At 73.8% G+C, this 19,350-nt stretch carries 20 protein-coding genes; 3 read left to right on the top strand and 17 right to left on the bottom strand.

The features are described 5' to 3' along the window. Positions 1-62 precede the first annotated feature (62 nt). Positions 63-1,286, top strand: coding sequence for a methyltransferase domain-containing protein (locus tag ACIQPT_RS10280; protein ID WP_401154554.1), 1,224 nt, complete (start codon positions 63-65; stop codon positions 1,284-1,286). Positions 1,287-1,992: 706 nt separating this feature from the next. On the opposite strand, the gene ACIQPT_RS10275 is transcribed toward ACIQPT_RS10280, so the two are convergent. Beyond that, positions 1,993-2,457 carry a VOC family protein gene (locus ACIQPT_RS10275; RefSeq protein ID WP_401154552.1) on the bottom strand — a complete coding sequence of 155 codons (465 nt, stop codon included), beginning with the start codon at positions 2,455-2,457 and terminating at the stop codon, positions 1,993-1,995. A gap of 205 nt (positions 2,458-2,662) precedes the next feature. Beyond that, positions 2,663-4,132: an MFS transporter gene (locus tag ACIQPT_RS10270; protein WP_401154550.1), complete on the bottom strand. Its 1,470-nt coding sequence runs from the start codon at positions 4,130-4,132 to the stop codon at positions 2,663-2,665. A gap of 117 nt (positions 4,133-4,249) precedes the next feature. Between ACIQPT_RS10270 and ACIQPT_RS10265 the strand changes: the two genes are divergently transcribed. Beyond that, positions 4,250-4,984: a TetR/AcrR family transcriptional regulator gene (locus tag ACIQPT_RS10265; RefSeq protein ID WP_401154548.1), complete on the top strand. Its 735-nt coding sequence runs from the start codon at positions 4,250-4,252 to the stop codon at positions 4,982-4,984. A gap of 85 nt (positions 4,985-5,069) precedes the next feature. On the opposite strand, the gene ACIQPT_RS10260 is transcribed toward ACIQPT_RS10265, so the two are convergent. The 4 genes from ACIQPT_RS10260 to tsaB are packed head-to-tail and all read right to left on the bottom strand — an operon-like array spanning position 5,070 to position 7,601. Then, the gene (locus tag ACIQPT_RS10260) at positions 5,070-5,339 is read right to left on the bottom strand and encodes a hypothetical protein (RefSeq protein WP_401154546.1); all 270 of its coding nucleotides are present in this window, start codon (positions 5,337-5,339) and stop codon (positions 5,070-5,072) included. Continuing rightward, positions 5,336-6,436, bottom strand: a complete 1,101-nt coding sequence (gene tsaD / locus ACIQPT_RS10255) for a tRNA (adenosine(37)-N6)-threonylcarbamoyltransferase complex transferase subunit TsaD (RefSeq protein ID WP_401154545.1) — start codon at positions 6,434-6,436, stop codon at positions 5,336-5,338. Before tsaD ends, ACIQPT_RS10260 begins: the two co-directional genes overlap by 4 nt. Next, entirely contained in the window at positions 6,436-6,924 is a 489-nt protein-coding gene (rimI, locus tag ACIQPT_RS10250) for a ribosomal protein S18-alanine N-acetyltransferase (RefSeq protein WP_401154670.1), read from the bottom strand. Before rimI ends, tsaD begins: the two co-directional genes overlap by 1 nt. A 29-nt stretch (positions 6,925-6,953) precedes the next feature. Continuing rightward, a complete protein-coding gene (gene tsaB / locus ACIQPT_RS10245) occupies positions 6,954-7,601 on the bottom strand; it encodes a tRNA (adenosine(37)-N6)-threonylcarbamoyltransferase complex dimerization subunit type 1 TsaB (RefSeq protein WP_401154668.1) in 648 nt (215 codons plus the stop codon). Between the two features lie 191 nt (positions 7,602-7,792). On the opposite strand from tsaB, the gene ACIQPT_RS10240 reads away from it, so the two are divergent. Next, on the top strand, positions 7,793-8,335 hold the full coding sequence (locus tag ACIQPT_RS10240) for a hypothetical protein (protein ID WP_401154543.1): 543 nt from the start codon (positions 7,793-7,795) through the stop codon (positions 8,333-8,335). Positions 8,336-8,377: 42 nt separating this feature from the next. On the opposite strand, the gene ACIQPT_RS10235 is transcribed toward ACIQPT_RS10240, so the two are convergent. From ACIQPT_RS10235 to ACIQPT_RS10185, 11 genes are all read right to left on the bottom strand, one after another. Beyond that, entirely contained in the window at positions 8,378-8,581 is a 204-nt protein-coding gene (locus ACIQPT_RS10235; protein ID WP_401154541.1) for a hypothetical protein, read from the bottom strand. A 134-nt stretch (positions 8,582-8,715) separates the two neighbouring features. Next, complete coding sequence (gene tsaE / locus ACIQPT_RS10230) at positions 8,716-9,285, bottom strand: tRNA (adenosine(37)-N6)-threonylcarbamoyltransferase complex ATPase subunit type 1 TsaE (RefSeq protein ID WP_401154539.1); 570 nt, start codon at positions 9,283-9,285, stop codon at positions 8,716-8,718. Further along, a complete protein-coding gene (locus ACIQPT_RS10225) occupies positions 9,254-10,489 on the bottom strand; it encodes an alpha/beta fold hydrolase (protein ID WP_401154537.1) in 1,236 nt (411 codons plus the stop codon). Before ACIQPT_RS10225 ends, tsaE begins: the two co-directional genes overlap by 32 nt. Next, the gene (alr, locus tag ACIQPT_RS10220; RefSeq protein ID WP_401154535.1) at positions 10,486-11,709 is read right to left on the bottom strand and encodes an alanine racemase; all 1,224 of its coding nucleotides are present in this window, start codon (positions 11,707-11,709) and stop codon (positions 10,486-10,488) included. The genes ACIQPT_RS10225 and alr overlap by 4 nt, the downstream gene beginning before the upstream one ends. 60 nt (positions 11,710-11,769) lie before the next feature. Next, the gene (locus ACIQPT_RS10215) at positions 11,770-12,159 is read right to left on the bottom strand and encodes a DUF488 domain-containing protein (RefSeq protein WP_401154533.1); all 390 of its coding nucleotides are present in this window, start codon (positions 12,157-12,159) and stop codon (positions 11,770-11,772) included. 9 nt (positions 12,160-12,168) lie between these two features. Further along, positions 12,169-13,617, bottom strand: a complete 1,449-nt coding sequence (locus ACIQPT_RS10210) for an NAD(P)H-hydrate dehydratase (RefSeq protein WP_401154532.1) — start codon at positions 13,615-13,617, stop codon at positions 12,169-12,171. A 97-nt stretch (positions 13,618-13,714) separates the two neighbouring features. Beyond that, on the bottom strand, positions 13,715-14,083 hold the full coding sequence (locus tag ACIQPT_RS10205) for a holo-ACP synthase (RefSeq protein WP_030084374.1): 369 nt from the start codon (positions 14,081-14,083) through the stop codon (positions 13,715-13,717). Between the two features lie 45 nt (positions 14,084-14,128). Beyond that, positions 14,129-15,976 carry a glutamine--fructose-6-phosphate transaminase (isomerizing) gene (glmS, locus tag ACIQPT_RS10200; RefSeq protein WP_401154530.1) on the bottom strand — a complete coding sequence of 616 codons (1,848 nt, stop codon included), beginning with the start codon at positions 15,974-15,976 and terminating at the stop codon, positions 14,129-14,131. Positions 15,977-16,166: 190 nt separating this feature from the next. Further along, positions 16,167-17,522, bottom strand: a complete 1,356-nt coding sequence (locus ACIQPT_RS10195) for a M14 family metallopeptidase (RefSeq protein WP_401154529.1) — start codon at positions 17,520-17,522, stop codon at positions 16,167-16,169. A 202-nt stretch (positions 17,523-17,724) separates the two neighbouring features. Next, the gene (locus ACIQPT_RS10190; RefSeq protein WP_401154527.1) at positions 17,725-18,978 is read right to left on the bottom strand and encodes an RNA polymerase sigma factor; all 1,254 of its coding nucleotides are present in this window, start codon (positions 18,976-18,978) and stop codon (positions 17,725-17,727) included. 5 nt (positions 18,979-18,983) lie between these two features. Next, complete coding sequence (locus tag ACIQPT_RS10185; RefSeq protein ID WP_032792637.1) at positions 18,984-19,334, bottom strand: YciI family protein; 351 nt, start codon at positions 19,332-19,334, stop codon at positions 18,984-18,986. Positions 19,335-19,350: the final 16 nt, after the last annotated feature.

Here is a 19,350-nt window from a genome sequence, read left to right as displayed (position 1 = left end):
TTCGACACCGCGAGCGGCCCCGCCCCGTCCCCCGGCCGGCCCACACCGGCGCACCGGCCACAATGGACCGGGTGAACGCAACGACCCCCGCCGCCCCGTCCGACGACCCCGCCCGCGCCGCCTTCGCCGCGCTGCGCACCCCCGAGGGCGAGCAGCTGCTGGCCGAGCTCCGCGACCACGACCCCGCCGACGAGCTGGCCACCGCGACCCGGCTGCGCCGCACGCACCCGGCGGAGCTGGTGTCGGCGGCGCTCGGCCAGGCCCGGCTGCGGCAGCGGGCGGTGGCGAAGTTCGGGGCGACGGACGCGTACCGGATGTACTTCACGCCCAACGGCGTCGAGCAGGCCACCCGCACCTCGGTCGCCACCCACCGCGCCGCCCGGTTCGCCGGGCTCGGCGTGCGCAGCGTGGCCGACCTGTGCTGCGGCATCGGCGGCGACGCCATCGCGCTGGCCCGCGCCGGGATCTCCGTCCTGGCCGTGGACCGCGACCCGCTGACCGCCGAGGTGGCCCGCGCCAACGCCGGGGCGCTCGGCCTGGCCGGGCTGATCGAGGTGCGGTGCGCCGATGTCACCGAGATCGACACCGCCCCGTACGACGCGGTCTTCGTGGACCCGGCGCGGCGCGGCGGGCGGGGCCGCATCTTCGACCCGGAGGCGTACTCACCGCCGCTGTCCTGGGCGACGGCCGCCGCGCTGAAGGCCCCCCGGGCGGCGCTGAAGATCGCCCCGGGCGTCCCGCACGAGGCGATCGGCCCGGAGGCGGAGGCCGAGTGGATCTCGGACGGCGGCGATGTGAAGGAGGCGGTGCTCTGGTACGGGGAGGGCTTCGCGCCCGGGGCGTTCCGGGCCACGCTGTTGCCGTCCGGGGCGACCCTGACCGCCCCGGCCCCGCTGCCCGCCCCGCCCGTGGGCCCGGTCGGGCGCTATCTGTACGAGCCGGACGGCGCGGTGATCCGGGCCCATCTGGTCGCCGACATCGTGGAGCGGTGCGGCGGGCGGCTGGTGGACGAGACGATCGCGTACGTCACGGGCGACGAGCCGTACTCCTCCCCGTACGTCGCCGGGTACGAGATCACCGACCGGCTGCCCTTCAACATGAAGAAGTTGAAGGCGCTACTGCGGGAGCGTCAGGTCGGCGTGCTGACCGTCAAGAAGCGCGGCTCGGCGGTGGAGCCGGAGGAGCTGCGTCGCCGGATGAAGCTGAGCGGTCCGCACGCGGCGACGGTGTTCCTGACCCGGGTGGCGGGGGCTCCGACGATGCTGATCGGCCATCCGCTGGGCTGACCCGGCCGGCGGATCCCATCAGGACGCCCACCACCCAGCGGCGGTGTGCCAGGGCGGTGACCGCGCCGATCAGCGCGGTCAGCCAGGCGACCATGCCGACGCCCATCACCAGGGCGACCTGCCCGTACGTCTCCCGGCCCGGCTGCGCGGTCGCGGGCATGACGACGCACAGGGCCAGCCCCACCGCGCCCAGGGCGAACGACAGCAGCAGCCAGGCGAGGCTCGTCCCGGGCATCCGCAGCCGCCGGTCGCGCTCCGGGTCGTGGCCCAGCGCGCCCCAGGCGGTGAGCAGCACGCGGACCTTCCGGTCCCGGGAGACACCGACCCAGAGGAAGACCGCGGCCGGGATGAGGACCGCGACGCCGATGACCAGGCTGACGATTCCGCCGACGACGCTGGTGAAGTCAACCAGGTCGATCGCCTGCTCGAACATGACGATCCCGGAGCCCACCAGGCTCCAGCCGATCGCGGCGAGCGCCGCCCACATCCACAGCAGCCCGAGCCGCCCCGGCCCCACGTGCATCCTCACCAGCTCGCCCAGGACCACCGCCCGGTCGGCGAGCATCGCCTCGCGGTCGGGCCAGGAGCGGATCTCGACGGGCGGCGGGGGTGGGGGGAGCGGGGCACGGCGTGGCATGCGCGAAACACTATCGAGGCGGCCGCAGCGGACGCGCGCCCGCCCAAGCCCTCCGCGCCGTGCGCCCGTTCAGGCGTCGCGCAGCGCCTGGATGTCCAGCTTGCCCATGCCGAGCATGGCCTTGACGGCTCGTTCCGCCCTCGCCTTGTCCGGGCCGGTCACCAGCTGCTGGAGCTCGTTCGGGACGACCTGCCAGGACACCCCGAACTTGTCCTTGAGCCAGCCGCACTGGCCCTCCTCGCCGCCCTCGGAGAGCGCGGCCCAGAACCGGTCGACCTCGGCCTGGTCGGCGCAGTCGACGGAGAGCGAGATCGCCTCCGTGAACGGGAACTGCGGGCCTCCGTTGAGCGCGATGTAGTCCTGGCCCGCGAGCCGGAAGTCGACGGTGAGCACGGAGCCCGTCTCGCCGGGGGCCTCCGCACCGTAGTAGGTGATGTCCCCGATGCGGGAGTCACCGCCGAAGATCGCGACGTAGTGCTCGGCCGCCTCCTTCGCCCGGCCGTCGTACCAGAGACAGGGGGTGATCTTCTGCATGGTCTTCTCCTCGTCGGGCCGTCCACACGTCCGGGCCGGCCGGTCCGGACCTCGTGGAAGGTAGACCCGGCCCGCCGCCCGAACTCATCGGACACGCCCCGGACCCGCGAGGAGACGGCCCGTACCGCACCCGTACGGGCCCAGCAGGAGGCCGCACCCGTACGGGCCCAGCGTGAGGCCGCACCCGTACCGCCCCCGTACGGGCTCAGCGGGAGGCCGCGCCCCTGTCCTGGTCCTGCCGCGCCACGGCCACCGGCCCGTCGAGGCTCTTCCGCTCCGCCGGCAGCAGGACGTACGCCGCCAGCGCGGCCGCCGCCAGGAGGCCCGCAGCGGCCCAGAACGCGGTCGCGTACCCCGAGGACAGCTCGGTGAGCCCGGTGGAGCCACCGGTGACCCGGGCGGCGACGGTGACCAGGACGGCGAGGCCGAGCGAGCCGCCGACCTGCCGTGAGCTGTTGAGCAGCCCCGAGGCCATGCCGGTCTCGCCGGGGGCCACATCGGTCGTCGCGGCCGTGCCGAGCGGGACGAAGCACAGCCCGATGCCGAAGGAGCAGAGCAGCGACGGGCCGAGGATGGAGACGAGGAAGCCGCCGTCGACCGTGGCGGTCGCCGCGAACCAGCTCATCCCGAGCGCGGCCAGGGTCGCGCCCACCGTCATCAGCCGCCGGATGCCGAGCACGGCGACCGCGCGGGTGGCGAGGACCGAGCCCGCGACGACGCCCACGCAGAACGGCAGGAACGCGAACCCGGCGGCGGTCGGCCCGAATCCGAGGACCAGCTGCATGTAGAGCGAGACGAAGTAGAACGCGCCGAACTGGGCCGAGGCCAGCAGCAGGCAGAACAGGTTCGCGGTCAGCACCGGCCGCCCCTTCAGCAGGCCGGGCCGGAGCAGCGGGGAGGCGGTCCGCAGTTCGACGGCGACGAAGGCGGCCAGCAGGACCACCGCCGCGCCGAGCGAGGCGAGCGTGGTCGCCGAACCCCAGCCGTGGTCCGAGGTCCGCACGAGCCCGAGGACCAGCAGCGTCGTCCCGGCCGTGACCAGCAGCGCCCCGGCGACGTCCAGCCGGGCCCCGGTACGCCGCTGCCCGCCGACGGTTCCGGTGCGCGCGGCGGCGGCCAGGGCGAAGGCGACGATCGGCACGTTGACCAGCATCACGGACCGCCAGCCCGTCGCGTCGGTGAGCACCCCGCCGGCCAGCACCCCGACCGCGCCGCCCGCCGCGCCCGCCATGCCCCACAGCCCGAGCGCCCGGGACCGGGCGGGCCCGGCCGGGAAGGCGAGGGTGATCAGGGCGAACGCCACCGGCGCGAGGGCCGCGGCGCCGACGCCCTGGACGGCCCGCGCGGCCACCAGCGACCCGGGCGACCAGGCGAGCCCGCCGGCCAGGCTGGCCAGACCGAAGAGCACCAGGCCCGCCGTCAGGACGCGGCGGGGGCCCGCCAGGTCGGCGAGCCGGCCGCCGAGCATGAGGAGCCCGCCGAAGGCCAGCGCGTAGGCGTTCACGACCCACAGCAGCCCGTCCCCGCCGAAGCCGAGGTCGCTGCGGATGTCGGGCAGCGCGACGTTCACCACGGACATGTCCAGCGACACCAGGAACTGCACGGTGAGCGCCACCACCAGCAGCCATCGCGCGTGCCGCTCCCCCGCGCCCGGTTCCTTCGTCGTACCGCCCATGACGTCCCCTTCCCCTCGATGTGTTCCTCGGTGTGTCCCTCGATCGAGAATTACCATACACGTATAGAAACTAGACGCGCCGGTACGGAGAGGGAGCCGTAAGGGGAGAATGCCCAGGTGTCAGGCAGCGAGAAGACCGAGAAGAAGACCGCGAAGGCCGCGAAGACCGCGAAGAAGACCGGGGCATCCGGACGGCCCGTGGGGCGGCCCCGCCGGCTGGACCCGGACGTGATGGTCGCCACCGCGCGCCGCATCGTCGAGGAGGAGGGCGTGGCCGCGCTGTCCATGCGGCGGGTGGCGAAGGAGCTGGGCAGCACGCCGATGGCGCTCTACCACTACGTCCAGGACAAGGACGAGCTGCTGATGCTCACCCTGTCCGGCACGGCGGCGGCGTTCCCGCGCCCCGAACTGCCCGAGGACCCGCGCGAGCGGCTGGTGGCGGTGGCCGCGCACATGCACGACATCATCGGCAAGATCCCCTGGGTGCTGGACATCCTGGCGCTGGGCGAGCTGACCGACCGCAACGCCCTGTGGATGGTGGAGGAGATCATCGACTGCGCGCTCGCCTGCGGCCTCTCCCCGGCCCGCTCGGTGCGGGCGTACCGGACGATCTGGAGTTACGTCTACGGGGACCTGGTCTTCCGCAGGGCGGCGGCCCGCCGGGCGGAGAACCCCTCACGCCGGGAGTTCTTCCCGGAGATGGTCACCGAGGAGGACGCGGCGGAGCTGCCCCGGCTCGCCGGGATCAAGGACCGCTGGCGGGAGTACTCCGCCGACTACGAGACCGTCGAGGAGCTGGAAGCGATCGTGGACGGCCTGATCCGGCGCGGGACGCGAGGCGCGGAGGCCTGATCCGGCGCTGGGCGCGAGGCGCGAAGACTGACCGGGCGCGGGACGCGAGGCGCGGAGGCCTGACGGCTTCCGCCCGGTGCGCCGCTCAGCCCACGGCCTCGAAGCGCCAGCGGTGCACCGGCCGGGTGATCAGGGCGGCGTCGGGCTCGGGAAGTTCGGGCAGGTCGTCGGCGTACGAGGCGTCCTGCCACCACGTCATCACCAGGACCCGGTCCTGCGGGGCGCGCAGCAGTTCGCGGCGGTGGGGCTCGCGGGCCAGCTCGGCGGACCGGGCACGGGCCCACTCCAGGAGTTCACCGCCACGGCCCTCGACGGCCCGGGCCTCCCACATCAGAACGATGGTCGCGCCGCTCATGAGTACAGGTTGTCCTTGCTGATCTCGTGCACATGGTCGTGGGAGTGCGCGGTGCCCGGCACATGCGGCTCCGTGACCGGCAGCGAGGAGTCGGCCGACAGCTCCAGGTCGGAGGGGCGGCGGTTGCGGGCGACCATCTCCGCGCCGAGCGCCGCGACCATCGCGCCGTTGTCGGTGCAGAGCCCGGGGCGCGGCACCCGCAGCCGGATGCCGGCCCGCTCGCAGCGCTCCTGGGCCAGGGCGCGCAGCCGGGAGTTGGCGGCGACGCCGCCGCCGATCATCAGGTGGTCGACGCCCTCGTCCTTGCAGGCCCGGACGGCCTTGCGGGTGAGCACGTCCACCACGGCCTCCTGGAAGGACGCCGCCACATCGCGTACCGGCACCTCCTCGCCCGCCGCGCGCTTCGCCTCGATCCAGCGCGCCACCGACGTCTTCAGGCCGGAGAAGGAGAAGTCGTACGGGGCGTCGCGCGGACCGGTCAGACCACGCGGGAAGGCGATGGACTTCGGGTCGCCCTCCTTCGCGAGGCGGTCGATGACCGGGCCGCCGGGAAAGCCCAGATGCAGCACGCGGGCGATCTTGTCGAACGCCTCGCCCGCCGCGTCGTCGATCGTCGCGCCGAGCGGGCGGACGTCGCTGGTGATGTCGGGGGCCAGGAGCAGGGACGAGTGCCCGCCGCTGACCAGCAGGGCCATCGTCGGCTCGGGCAGCGGCCCGTGCTCCAGCTGGTCGACGCAGATGTGCGAGGCGAGGTGGTTGACCCCGTACAGCGGCTTGCCGAGCGCGTACGCGTACGCCTTGGCGGCCGAGACGCCGACGAGCAGCGCACCCGCGAGCCCGGGGCCGGAGGTGACGGCGATCCCGTCGAGGTCGCGGGCGCTGATGCCCGCCTCCTTCAGGGCGCGCTCGATGGTGGGGACCATCGCCTCCAGGTGGGCGCGGGAGGCGATCTCCGGGACGACGCCGCCGAAGCGGGCGTGGGTGTCGACGCTGGAGGCGACGGCGTCCGCGAGCAGGGTTGTCCCGCGCACGATGCCGACGCCGGTCTCGTCGCAGGAGGTCTCGATGCCGAGTACGAGGGGTTCGTCGGCAGCCATCATTCAGTCCCGTTTTCCGCTACGTGTTCGTGCACGGCTTGCTCTTGCATGGTGAGGCGCATGACGAGCGCGTCGATGTTCCCCGGCTGGTAGTAGCCGCGCCGGAAGCCGATCGGCTCGAAGCCGAAGCGCTCGTACAGCTTCTGCGCGCGGGCGTTGTCGACCCGTACTTCGAGCAGCACGGTGGCGCACTCGAAGTCGGTCGCGGCCTTCAGCAGATCGGTGAGGAGTTCGGAGCCGAGGCCGGTGCCCCACGCCTCGCGGCTGACCGCGATCGTCTGGACGTCGGCCAGGTCGCCGAGGGCGGCGAGCCCGGCGTAGCCGACGATCCGCCCGGTGACGGGGTCCTCGGCGACGGCGTAGTGGCGGGTGGCGCCGGGGCCGCGGGCGTGGGCCAGCTCGGACCAGAACATGCCGGGCGACCAGGCGTCGTCCGGGAACAGCGCGTGTTCGAGCTCCAGCACCGGTGCGATGTCCCACCAGCGCATCTCGCGCAGTACGGCGGCGGAGGAGGCGCTCACGTGGGGGTGACCACCTTGTAGTTCTTCGGGACCTGGGCGTCGGGCCGGCGCAGATAGAGCGGTTGCGGCTCCAGCAGCTCCTGCCCGGCGGCGAGACGTTCGGCGGCGAGCGCGGCGAGCGCCCCGGCGGCGACGTGCTCGGGTCCGCGCGCGTCCGGGAAGGACTCCGGATAGAGCCTCGCGCCCGCGCCGACCACGGGAAGCCCGGCGAGGGCTTCGGCGATATCGGCGGGCCGGTCGACGGCGGGTTCGCCCGTACGGGTGCGGGCGTCCTCGTACCGCGCCCAGTAGACCTCTTTGCGGCGCGCGTCGGTCGCCACGGCGAACGGCCCTTCCAGGCCCCCGGTCCCGGCGGCGTACGCGAGGCCGTCCAGAGTGCAGATCCCGTGTACGGGTACGGAGAGGGCGGAGCCGAAGGTGGCGGCGGTGACCAGGCCGACCCGGAGGCCGGTGTAGGGGCCGGGGCCGACGCCCACGACCACGCCCGTCACGGCGTCGAGCTTCGTCCCGGCCTCGGCGAGGACCCGGTCGACGGCGGGGAGCAGCAGCTCCCCGTGCCTGCGGGCGTCGACCTGTCCCGAGGAGGCGATGACGGACGTACCGTCGTGCAGGGCGACGGTGACGGCGGGCGTGGCGGTATCCATGGCGAGCAAGAGCACGCAAACAGCCTACGGCTCCGCCGACGGCGTTACCGCGTCCGTACGGCGTCCTGGTCCGCCCCCTGTCTGCTGCTACCGTCACCGGGTATCCGCGGGTACGACGTAAACGCTTGTACGACATGCGGCAGGCGGCGCCGAAAGGGGAGTTCACGGTGGCAAGGAGCAGCTCGGGAATCGTGGCCGGGCTCACTGCGGCGGCGGTCGCCGCGGTCGCCTTCCTCGCTTACCAGGCCTCGGCGCACGCCCCCGATTCGGTGGCGTCCACGCCCGGCGGCCCGAAGGCCTCCGCCTCGGCCCCGGCACAGCCCTCCACCGCGCCGAAGCCGAAGGCCGACCCGCTGGCGGTCCCGGCCGCTTCCGGCAAGGGCGAGCGCGTCGTCTACGCGCTGAAGGACCGCCGGGTGTGGCTCGTCGACGAGAACAACGAGGCGATCCGCACCTTCACCGTGATGCCGAGCCCGGTCAGCCCGCCGCCCGGGGTCCACCAGGTCACCTCGCGCTCGGGCACGGTCCAGGGCTCGGACGGCATCCCGATCGAGCACGTGGTCCGCTTCGCGAACGTGGACGAGGTCGCGATCGGCTTCAGCGCGGCGCAGGACGGCTCGATGGCCAGCCCGGACCCGACGTCGAAGACCGGCGGCGTCCGGATGAAGCGCGCGGACGGCAACGCATTGTGGACCTTCGCGACGGTCGGCGCGAAGGTCGTCGTCGTCCCGTAAACGTCTGTCGTCGTGCCGTAGGCGTCTTACGCGGACCGGGCGTTACGCGGCCCGCCGCCGGGCGGCGTCCTCGTGTGCGCTCTCCTCGTCCAGGTCGGCCGCTTCCGCCGCCTCGCTCGGCGGGGTGGAGACCGCGGTGGCCGCGGCGCACGAGGCCAGCAGGTCTTTCATCGACAGGTCTTTCATCGACACGGCGGACGGAGTCGGTCGCGGCTGCGGTCGCGCTGCGCGCTCGGGCGTCGGCATGGATGCCTCCTGGGTGCTCCGGTGGAGGGCGAGGTTAGGTAGACCTAACCAGGTCTCGTACCCATGTGACCACGACCACGGTCCCCCGCGCAACAATTTACCGACGCCCTGTCGGGAAGGCCAGGGCCGGAGCGTTACGCCAGGTCCTCCCGCAGCCCCGCCCAGCGCGCCCCGATGCCGACCAGGGTCACCTCGCGCCGCTCGTCGTCGGTGTCGCCGGTCGCGCGGTCGATGAGGACCCGCAGCCGGTCCTCGGCCAGCTCCTCGACCTTGCCGTCGCCCCACTCCACGACCACCACCGACTCCGGCAGCGACACGTCCAGGTCCAGGTCCTCCATCTCGTCGAGCCCGCCGCCCAGGCGGTACGCGTCGACGTGGACGAGGGCGGGGCCCCCGGTCAGCGAGGGGTGGACGCGGGCGATGACGAAGGTGGGCGAGGTGACCGCGCCGCGCACGCCGAGGCCCTCGCCGAGGCCCCGGGTCAGCGTCGTCTTCCCGGCGCCCAGCTCGCCCGTGAGCATCACCAGGTCGCCGGGGGCCAGGATCCGGGCGAGGCGGCGGCCCAGGTCCTGCATCTGTTCGGGGGACGTGACGGTGAGCGTCACGGCGACGGCCTCGGGTACGGTTCCTGCGGGCTCGGGAGCGGTCGTTCCTGCGGGCTCCGGAACGGTCTCAGCGGCCGGGCTGCTGTGCGGTGCTTCCATGTCCGCCAACGTTAGCGCCCGGCACCGTGCCGCTGCGTACGAGCAGGTCGGCCAGCCGGTCCGTGACCGTCTCCGGGTGCTCCAGCATCACCAGGTGCCCGGCGTCCGGCACGATCACCAGCTCGGCGTCGGGCAGGACGTCCGCGATGGCCTCGCTGTGCGAGCTGGGGGTGACCAGGTCCTTGTCCCCGGCCAGGATCAGCACGGGCACGTCCCGGAACGCGGGCAGCGCGCCGCTCTTGTCGTGCTCGGTGAAGGCCGGGTAGAACTCGGCGACCACATCGATCGGGGTGGACTCGATCATCCGTTCCGCGAACCGGGAGACCGCCGGGTCCACGTCCCGCGAACCGAACGAATACCGCTTGATCAGCCCGGCGAAGAGGTCCGCCGTGGCCCGCCGCCCCTTCTCCACCAGCTCCGTCTGCGAGCCGAGCGCCTTCAGCACCCCGGGCAGCACCCGGCGCACCGCGTTCACGCCCGCCACCGGCAGCCCGAAGCTGACCTCGCCGAGCTTGCCGCTGGAGGTGCCGACCAGGGCGACGGCGGCGACCCGGTCGCGGATCAGGGCCGGGTACTGGTCGGCCAGCGCCATCATCGTCATGCCGCCCATCGAGTGCCCGGCCAGCACCAGCGGGCCCTCGGGGGCCGCCGCGTCGATGACCGCCTTCAGGTCGCGGCCGAGCTGGTCGATGCCGACGGGCACCCCGTCCGCCTGGGACCGGCCCCGCCCGGAGCGGCCGTGGCTGCGCTGGTCCCAGTAGACGGCGCGGACGAGGCCGCGCAGGGCGGCCCGCTGGAAGTGCCAGGAGTCCTGGCCGAGGCAGTAGCCGTGGCTGAAGACGACGGTGACCGGGGCGGGGGCCTTGCGCCCGAAGAGGCGACGGCGGCGGGTGCCGGAGGCGTTTCCAGTGGAAACGGCTCCGTCCTCGGACGCCTCGGGCTCCACCTCGTCGATCTCGTAGTACAGCTCGGTGCCGTCGTCGGCGACGGCCCGGCCCGGCGTGCCGCGCAGCGAGCCGTAGGGCCCGGTGGCGTCCAGCGCGAGGCGGGCCTTCTTCCGCATGCCGCGCCCGACGGTGAGCCGCTCGACGGCGACCCCGGCCGCCGCACCGGCGGCGAGCACCCCTATCGCGGCCCCGGCGATCCCCGCCCGACGCCAGCCGGCCGCCGTGGCCACCACGGCCCCCGCGCTGCTCTCGCTCACCGCGCCACGCCCTCGGTCGGATCGGCCGGATCAGTCGGATGGGTCTGATCGGTCGGATGGGTCTGATCGGTCGGGCTGGCCGTCCCGTTCACGTACACCCTCGGCACCCGGGTGCCGATGCGGGTGACGATCTCGTACGCGATGGTGTCGGCGGCCTCCGCCCAGTCCTGCGCGGTCGGTTCGCCCCGGTCGCCGGGCCCGAACAGCACCGCTTCCGCGCCCGCCTCCGGCCGGTCGCCGTCGAGGTCGACGACGAACTGGTCCATGGCGACGCGGCCCGCGACCGTGCGCGTCTTCCCGCCGACCAGGACGGGTCCCCGGCCCGACGCGTGGCGCGGGACGCCGTCCGCGTAGCCGACGGGGATCAGGCCGAGGGTCGTCTCGGCGGACGTCGTGTAGTGGTGGCCGTAGCTGACGCCGTGTCCGGCCGGGGCGTCCTTGACCAGGGCGACGGACGCGGCGAGCGTCATCACGGGGCGCAGTCCGAAGTCGGCGGGCGTGCCCAGCTCGGGGGCGGGCGAGATGCCGTAGATCGCGATGCCGGTCCGGACGAGGTCGAAGTGCGCCTCGGGGATCGTGAGCGTGGCCGGGGAGTTGGCCAGGTGCCGCACCTCGGGGACCACGCCCTCCTTCTCGGCGTACGCGACCATGTCGCGGTAGACGTCGAGCTGGGCGGCGATCGAGGGGTGGCCGGGCTCGTCGGCGCAGGCGAAGTGGGACCACAGGCCGGTGATCCGGACGTGTCCGGTCCGCTCGGCGGCCAGCGCCTCGGTGACCAGTTCGGGCCAGTCGGCGGGCTGGCAGCCGCTCCGGCCGAGGCCGGTGTCGGCCTTGAGCTGGATCCTGGCCGGGCGGCCCGCCCCGGCAGCGGCCGCGACGACCTCGCGCAGCGCCCACATGCCGCTGACCGACACGTCGATGTCGGCCTCGATCGCCTCGCGCCAGGGGCCGCCCGGCGTCCACAGCCAGCACATGATCCGGCCGTCGAGACCGGCCGCACGCAGGGCGAACGCCTCCTGCGGGGTCGCGGTGCCCAGCCAGGTCGCCCCGGCCTCCCGCGCGGCCCTGGCGCAGGGCACCGCCCCGTGCCCGTACCCGTCGGACTTCACCACGGCCATGAGCTGCGCACCGGCCGCCCGCTCGCGCAGGACACGCACATTGGCGCGCAGCGCGGCGAGGTCGATCTCGGCACGGGCTCTCAGGGACGCTGTCTCGTTCATCGCGCCCAGTGTCTCAGAGGCGTCGGTCGCCTCTCGGGCAGCGCACGCCGGTATCCGGGCTTATGTACGTTTCATCACATGCTTGACGTGGTCGACCAGCACCGGGACATGGCTGTCGGCGACGTCCTTGGCGGCGGTGATCAGGGTGACGGGCCCACCGTTCCGCACAAGCCCCACCAGCCGCTCGACCGCCTCCGTGTGCGTCGGGTCGTCCAGCTCGGTGCGGTAGCGCTCGACGAACTCCTCGTGCCGGTCCGCGCGGTCGTGGTGGTACCAGGAGCGCAGCTCGTCCGAGGGCGTGACGTCCTTGAGCCATACGTCGATGGCGGCCCGCTCCTTGGAGACGCCCCGGGGCCAGAGCCGGTCGACCAGGACCCGGGTGCCGTCGCCGTCCTCGGCCGGGTCGTAGGCCCTGCGTACGCGTACGGGTTCGCTCACGTTCTCCACCATCGCCCCCGCTCACCCCGCCCGCACGTCGCGCCAGGCCGCCGGGATGCCGTCCGCGACGTCCTGGGCGGAGACCGGGGCCCCGTCCGAGCCGTGCCGGGCGGCGAGCCCGTGCAGATACGCGCCGACGGACGCGGCGTCGCGCGGGGCGAGCCCGGCCGCGAGCAGGGAGCCCGTCAGCCCGGAGAGCACGTCGCCGCTGCCCGCCGTGGCGAGCCAGGACGTGCCGGTCGGGTTGACCCGTACGGGAGTGTCGCGGGCCTCCGCGATCAGGGTCGTGGAGCCCTTGAGGAGCACGGTGGCGCGGTAGCGGGCGGCCAGTTCGCGCACCGCGACGAGCCGCCCGGCCTCGACCTCCTCGCGGGCCGTGCCGAGCAGGGCGGCGGCCTCTCCCGCGTGCGGGGTGAGGACGGTGGGGGCGGTCCGGGTGCGGACGGTCTCCGCGTCCAGCAGCCGCAGCCCGTCCGCGTCGACGAGTACGGGGACGTCGGCGGCCAGCACATCGGCGACGGCCGCCTCCGCGCTCCTGCCGTCGCCGAGCCCCGGCCCGACCACCCAGGCCTGCACCCGCCCGGCCTTCGACGGCGGCCCGGCGTGCACCAGCGCCTCGGGGAAGCGGGCGATCACCGCGTCCGCGCCCGGTCCGACGTACCGCACGGCCCCGGCCCCGCCGCGCAGCGCGCCCGCGACCGCGAGGACCGCCGCGCCCGGGTAGCGCTCGGACCCGGCGACGACGCCGACGACCCCGCGCCGGTACTTGTCGCTCTCGGCCCCCGGCACCGGCAGCAGCGCCGCGACGTCCGCGTACTGGAGCGCCTCCAGGTCCGGCGGCTCGGGCAGCTCCGGGCCGAGCCCGATGTCCACCAGCCGCAGGGCCCCCGCGTGTTCGGCGGCCGGGTCGACGAGGAGGCCGGGCTTGTAGGTGCCGAAGGTGACCGTCGCGTCCGCCCGGACCGCGTCGCCGTGCACCTCCCCGGTGTCGGCCTCCACCCCGCTCGGCAGGTCGACGGAGAGGACCGGCGTACGGTCCCGGGTCACCGTGTGCAGCAGTTCGACGGCGTCCTCGCGCAGCCCGCCGCGCCCGCCGATGCCGGTGATGCCGTCCACGACGAGGTCGAGCACGCCGAGCCCGTCCGGCCCGTCCACGATCTGCCCCCCGGCGGCCAGCAGCGCGGCGAGGCCGCCGGGGTGCGCCCGGTCGGGGGCGAGCAGCAGGGCGCGGACGCCCGCGCCCCGGCGGGCGAGGCGGGCGCCCGCGTACAGCGCGTCGCCGCCGTTGTCGCCGCTGCCGACCAGGAGCAGGACCCGGGACCCGTACACCCGGCCGTTGCGCCGCAGCAGATCGCCGCAGGCCACGGCGAGCCCGGCGGCGGCGCGCTGCATCAGGGCGCCCTCCGGCAGCCGCTGCATGAGGGCGGCCTCGGCGGCCCGTACGGTCTCCACGCTGTAGGCACGTCGCATGGGTCCAACCCTCCGCGATCACGGGGGCCGACGCCACCCCCACAAAGCCGTGGCGGCCTGTTCGGCCAAGGCCGCGCCCGGTTCTGCCGTGCGGGTGTCACCCCTCGGCGATGACCACCGCCGACGCGACGCCCGCATCATGGCTGAGCGAGACGTGCCAGCCGCGTACGCCCAGTTCGGCGGCGCGGGCGGCGACCGTGCCGCGTACCCGCAGCCGGGGCTGCCCGCTCTCCTCGACCCAGACCTCCGCGTCGCTCCAGAGCAGCCCGCCCGGTGCGCCGAGCGCCTTGGCCAGGGCCTCCTTCGCGGCGAACCGGGCGGCGAGCGAGGCGATGCCGCGCCGCTCGCCGCTGGGCAGCGTCAGCTCACTCCCGACGAAGAGCCGGTCGGCCAACTGGGGCGTACGCTCCAGCGCCGCGCCGAAGCGCTCGATCTCGGCCACGTCGATCCCGACTCCGATGATCACGAACCCACCCTCGCCATCCCCATCACCCGGGGCGCACGCCCCGGCTCACTCCACGGTCACGGACTTCGCCAGGTTGCGCGGCTGGTCCACTTCGTTGCCGCGGGCCGTCGCGAGCTCGCAGGCGAAGACCTGGAGCGGCACGGTGGTGACCAGCGGCTGAAGCAGCGTAGGCGTTGCGGGGACGGTGATGAGGTGGTCGGCGTACGGGACGACGGCCTCGTCGCCCTCCTCGGCGACGACGATGGTGCGCGCGCCCCGGGCCCGGATCTCCTGGATGTTGGAGACGATCTTGTCGTGGAGGACCGAACGCCCGCGCGGTGACGGCACGATGACCACGACCGGGAGCCCCTCCTCGATGAGCGCGATCGGCCCGTGCTTCAGCTCGCCGGCCGCGAAGCCCTCGGCGTGCATGTAGGCGAGTTCCTTGAGCTTGAGCGCGCCTTCGAGGGCGACCGGATAGCCGACGTGCCGGCCGACGAACAGCACGGTGTCGTGGTGGGCGAGGGACCGGGCCAGTTCGCGCACGGGCTCCATCGTCTCCAGTACGCGGTCGACCTCCCCGGAGACGGCGGAGAGCTGGCGCACCACCGTACGGATCTCGTCGCCCCACTTGGTGCCGCGCACCTGGCCGAGGTAGAGCGCCACGAGGTAGCAGGCGACGAGCTGGGTGAGGAAGGCCTTGGTGGAGGCGACGGCGACCTCGGGCCCGGCGTGTGTGTAGAGGACGGCGTCGGACTCGCGCGGGATCGTCGAGCCGTTCGTGTTGCAGATGGCGAGCACCTTCGCGCCCTGTTCGCGGGCGTGCCGCAGCGCCATCAGGGTGTCCATGGTCTCGCCGGACTGCGAGATGGCGACGACGAGGGTGCGCTGGTCCAGGATCGGGTCGCGGTAGCGGAACTCACTGGCCAGTTCGGTTTCGCAGGGCAGCCGGGTCCAGTGCTCGATGGCGTACTTGGCGATCATCCCGGCGTGGAAGGCGGTGCCGCAGGCGACGATGACGACCTTGTCGACCTCCCGCAGTTCGGTGTCCGGGATGCGCACCTCGTCGAGGTGGAGCGCGCCCTCGCCGTCGATCCGGCCGAGGAGGGTGTCGGCGACGGCCTGGGGCTGGTCGGCGATCTCCTTGAGCATGAAGGAGGCGTAGCCGCCCTTCTCGGCGGCGGACGCGTCCCAGTCGACGTGGTACTCGCGGACCTCGGCCGGCTCCCCGTCGAACCCGGTGACGGTGACGCCCTCGCGGCTCAGCTCGACGACCTGGTCCTGACAGAGCTCGACGGCGGACCGGGTGTGCGCGATGAACGCGGCGACATCGGAGGCGAGGAACCACTCGTCGTCCCCGACCCCCACGACGAGCGGCGAGTTGCGCCGAGCGCCGACCACCACATCCGGCTGGTCCGCGTGCACGGCGACGAGGGTGAACGCCCCCTCCAGCCGCCGGCACACCTGCCGCATCGCGTCGGCCAGGTCCCCGCCCGCCGAGAACGCCTCGGCCAGCAGATGCGCGACGACCTCGGTGTCCGTCTCCGACTCCAGGGCGTGCCCGCGCCCGGTCAGTTCGCGGCGCAGGGCCGCGAAGTTCTCGATGATCCCGTTGTGGACGACGGCGACCCGGCCCGCGTTGTCCAGGTGGGGGTGGGCGTTCGTGTCGTTGGGCGCGCCGTGCGTCGCCCAGCGGGTGTGCCCGATGCCGGTCCGCCCGGCCGGCAGCGGCCGGTCCCCCAGCTCCTTCTCCAGATTGACGAGCTTGCCCGCCTTCTTCGCGGCGGCGAGCCCGCCGTCCGCGAGAACGGCGACGCCCGCCGAGTCGTAGCCCCGGTATTCGAGGCGCTTGAGTCCCGCGACGACGACGTCCTGCGCCGACTGGTTACCGACATAACCCACGATTCCGCACATAGCGGCACCATAAGGCCGGAAGCGGCTCGCGGGAGTCACCGACCTCTGCCGGGACGTCTCCGTACCGAAGTGCGCGGGCCGGGGCACGGCGGCGTGAGGCACCGCCGGGTCCCGGCCCGCGCGGAGCGGGATCAGCCCGTCACGAGTCACGAGCAGTCCCGTCACCAGTCACGAGCAGTCCCGTCACCGGTCACGAGCAGTACTGCGCCTCCTTGCCGATCGACCGGTACATGCAGTCCGCGTTCTCGATCAGTTGCAGCACCGCGTCCCGGTTCCGGGAGGTCTCGCGCTCGATGACCTCGTCGGGCGGGTAGAAGCCGCCGCCGGAGGCCGAGCGCGGGTACATCTCGAAGGTGTAGCCGAAGATCTTCTGCGAGCCCCACAGCCAGTCGTCGATCGAGCCGTCCGTGATGTAGAGGTCACTGGACTGCTCGGCGGTGTACCCGTTGCTCGCCGCCATCTTCTGACCCACCGCGGCGAACGCGTCGCGGTCGTCGGCCGTCATGCCGGGGGCGGTGTCGTCGTACGTGTAGCCGAAGGGCCACAGCACCAGTTCGCTGTACGTGTGGAAGTCGATGGCCGCCGTGATCTGCTGCTCCCCGCCGACCACCCGGCTGCGCACGAAGTCCGCCACGACCGTCGTCTCAGGAGCCGACTCGGCCGCGGCCCCACGGTAGGTCTCCGACGACGGGCTGGAGGAGGAGCCGCCGCAGCAGCCCCACTTGTAGTCCCAGTTGCGGTTGAGGTCGGTGCCGACCGCGCTGGAGCCGGAGTTGGGCTGCCGGTTCTTGCGCCAGCTGCGGTAGGAGCCCGTGGCGATGTCGTACTCGCCGCCGTCCGGATTCATGTCCGGGACGATCCACAGCTCACGGCCGTCGACCGCCTGGGTGATCCGGGAGTCGGAGCCGTAGCCCTGGCCCAGTTCGGTGAGCAGGTAGAGCGCCATCTCGACGGTCAGGTGCTCGCGGGCGTGCTGGTGGGCGGTGAACAGGACCTCGGGTTCGGCCTCGTCGGTGGCGACGTTGTCGCTGACCTTGACCGCGATGATGTCCCGGCCCTCGTGGGTCTGGCCGATGACGCGCTTGTTCATGATCGAGGGGTTCTCGGCGATGAGCGCGTCGATCGCCGTGTTCATCTCGGCGTAGTTGTGATAGCGGGAGTCGGCGGGCGGGAAGTCGAGCGCGCCGACGCCGTCGGCCGCGTGCGGCTCGGCGACCGGGGCGGGCAAGGCCTCCAGTACGTGGCCGCGCGCCCGGAGCGTACGGGCCTGGGCGGAGTCCGCGGTGATCACGACGCCGTGGTCGTGGACCTCGTCGATCGAGACGCCCGCGCGGGCGATGTCGGTGCGGGCGGCGGGGGTGGTGCGCCCGGTGATCTCGTACTGGAGCGTCTGCTCGTCCGCGGCGACGGCCGCGTTCGGGGCCGCGGCCCCGGCGGTGGCCACGGCGGTGGCGGGGGCCGCGAGGGCGAGGGCGAGCAGGACGGCCAAGGCGGCGTTACGTCGGGCCTTCGTCGGCCGGGATCTCCGTGCGGTGACGAGTCGCATGCTGGCATCTCCTGGGTCCGTCGGGATGGTGGGGGGGTGGAGCTGTGCGACGGCCACAGGATGAAGTCATGTCATGAGCGGGTCAAGATGGTGGTTCCGGCCATCGATTCCGTTTGGCCGAACGGGGCTGAACAGAGCTGGACGGAGCTGGACGGAATCGACAGGCCACCCCCTGCCCCGACTCCTACTCCTACTCCTACTCCTACTCCCCCAACTTCCGCCGCAGCGCGGCCCGCTCCGGCTCGGTGCCCGCGAGTTCCAGCGCCTCCCGGTACGCGTCAGCGGCCTCCTCCTCCCGCCCCAGCCGGCTCAGCAGGTCCCCCCGCGCCACCACGTACGGCGGGTACGCCCGCAGGCGGGGCTCCCCCGCCAACGCGTCGAGCAGCGCGAGCCCGGCCCCCGGCCCGTCCCTCATCGCCACCGCCACGGCACGGTTCACCTCCACCACGGGGGACGGCGTGAGCGTGCGGAGCACGTCGTACAGGGCCACGATCTGCGGCCAGTCCGTGGCCGCCACGTCCGCCGCCTCGTCGTGCAGGGCGGCGATGGCGGCCTGCACCCCGTAGGGCCCGGCCGGCCCGCCCGTCAGCGCCTGTACGACCAGGGCGCGGCCCTCCTCGATCATCGGCCGGTCCCAGCGCCCCCGGTCCTGGTCCTCCAGGAGCACCGGCTCCCCCTCCGGGCCGGTCCGGGCGTCGCGCCGGGCGTGGACGAGGAGCAGCAGCGCGAGGAGCCCGGCGCTCTCCCGCTCGGCGGGCAGCAGGCGGTGCAGTATCCGGGCCAGCCGGATCGCCTCCTCGGCCAGGTCGAGCCGCTGGAGACGGGGTCCCGAGCTGGCCGCGTACCCCTCCGTGAAGACCGAGTAGACGACCTGGAGCACCCCGGGCAGCCGCTCCGGCAGCTCGTCGGGGCCGGGCACCCGGAACGGGATCCTGGCTTCGCGGATCTTCTTCTTCGCCCGCACGATGCGCTGGGCCATGGTCGCCGTCGGCACGAGGAACGCCCGCGCCACCTCCGGCGTCGTGAGCCCGGCGAGGCAGCGCAGGGTCAGGGCGGTACGGTCCTCGGCGGCGAGGGCGGGGTGGGTGCAGGTGAAGAACAACTGGAGCCGCTCGTCCGGCAGTTCACCGACTCCGGAGGCGTCCGCGGCGGGGCCGGGCTCGGCGCGTTCCGCGTCGGCCCGCAGGACGGCGAGCCGGGCCGCGTACGCCTGGTCGCGCCGCAGCCGGTCCACCGCCCGACGCCGGGCGGTCGTCAGCAGCCAGGCCCCGGGGCGGGCGGGGACGCCTTCGGCGGGCCAGTGCCGCAGCGCCGCCTCGATCGCCTCGGACGTCACCTCCTCGGCCAGGTCGAGGTCCCCGAACCGGCGGACGAGGGAGGCGAGCAGCAGCCCGCGCTCCTCCCGGAACACCGCCTCGACGGCGGCCCGAGCCTCACCCGGCACCTCGCCCGGCACGGCTCTCAGGCCCCGAAGTCCGCGACCGGCCGGACGACGACCGAGCCGCCGTCGCGCGAGCCGGGACAGCGCGCGGCCCAGTCGAGGGCGGCGTCGAGGTCGGGCACGTCGATCACGAGGAACCCGCCCAGCAGCTCCCGTGTCTCGGCGAACGGCCCGTCCGTCACGGTCCGCTCCCCCGTCGGCGAGACCCGCACGGTGGTCGCGGTCACCAGGTCGGCCAGCGACTCCCCGGAGACGTGGATCCCCGCGTCGCGTACGTCCTTGTCGTAGGCCATCCAGTCCTCGACGGTGCACTGGGGCGCGCCGCCCTGCTCGTCGACGGCCCCGCTGTGGATCAGCAGCATGTACTTCATGGTCGGCTCCTGTCGC

This window comes from Streptomyces sp. NPDC091289 (genome assembly GCF_044757365.1).
Lineage (GTDB): Bacteria > Actinomycetota > Actinomycetes > Streptomycetales > Streptomycetaceae > Streptomyces.
The sequence above is the reverse complement of the archived record's forward strand: the minus strand, read 5'-3'. Positions and strand labels throughout refer to the sequence as shown.

Coding starts and splice junctions, on each gene's coding strand:
- glmS (WP_401154530.1), bottom strand. CDS start 15,976: ATGTGCGGAATCGTGGGTTATGTCGGTAACCAGTCGGCGCAGGACGTC.
- ACIQPT_RS10275 (WP_401154552.1), bottom strand. CDS start 2,457: ATGCAGAAGATCACCCCCTGTCTCTGGTACGACGGCCGGGCGAAGGAG.
- tsaB (WP_401154668.1), bottom strand. CDS start 7,601: ATGGATACCGCCACGCCCGCCGTCACCGTCGCCCTGCACGACGGTACG.
- rimI (WP_401154670.1), bottom strand. CDS start 6,924: ATGCGCTGGTGGGACATCGCACCGGTGCTGGAGCTCGAACACGCGCTG.
- ACIQPT_RS10210 (WP_401154532.1), bottom strand. CDS start 13,617: ATGCGACGTGCCTACAGCGTGGAGACCGTACGGGCCGCCGAGGCCGCC.
- tsaD (WP_401154545.1), bottom strand. CDS start 6,436: ATGGCTGCCGACGAACCCCTCGTACTCGGCATCGAGACCTCCTGCGAC.
- ACIQPT_RS10260 (WP_401154546.1), bottom strand. CDS start 5,339: ATGAGCGGCGCGACCATCGTTCTGATGTGGGAGGCCCGGGCCGTCGAG.
- alr (WP_401154535.1), bottom strand. CDS start 11,709: ATGAACGAGACAGCGTCCCTGAGAGCCCGTGCCGAGATCGACCTCGCC.
- ACIQPT_RS10280 (WP_401154554.1), top strand. CDS start 63: ATGGACCGGGTGAACGCAACGACCCCCGCCGCCCCGTCCGACGACCCC.
- tsaE (WP_401154539.1), bottom strand. CDS start 9,285: ATGGAAGCACCGCACAGCAGCCCGGCCGCTGAGACCGTTCCGGAGCCC.
- ACIQPT_RS10195 (WP_401154529.1), bottom strand. CDS start 17,522: ATGCGACTCGTCACCGCACGGAGATCCCGGCCGACGAAGGCCCGACGT.
- ACIQPT_RS10215 (WP_401154533.1), bottom strand. CDS start 12,159: ATGGTGGAGAACGTGAGCGAACCCGTACGCGTACGCAGGGCCTACGAC.
- ACIQPT_RS10235 (WP_401154541.1), bottom strand. CDS start 8,581: ATGCCGACGCCCGAGCGCGCAGCGCGACCGCAGCCGCGACCGACTCCG.
- ACIQPT_RS10185 (WP_032792637.1), bottom strand. CDS start 19,334: ATGAAGTACATGCTGCTGATCCACAGCGGGGCCGTCGACGAGCAGGGC.
- ACIQPT_RS10270 (WP_401154550.1), bottom strand. CDS start 4,132: ATGGGCGGTACGACGAAGGAACCGGGCGCGGGGGAGCGGCACGCGCGA.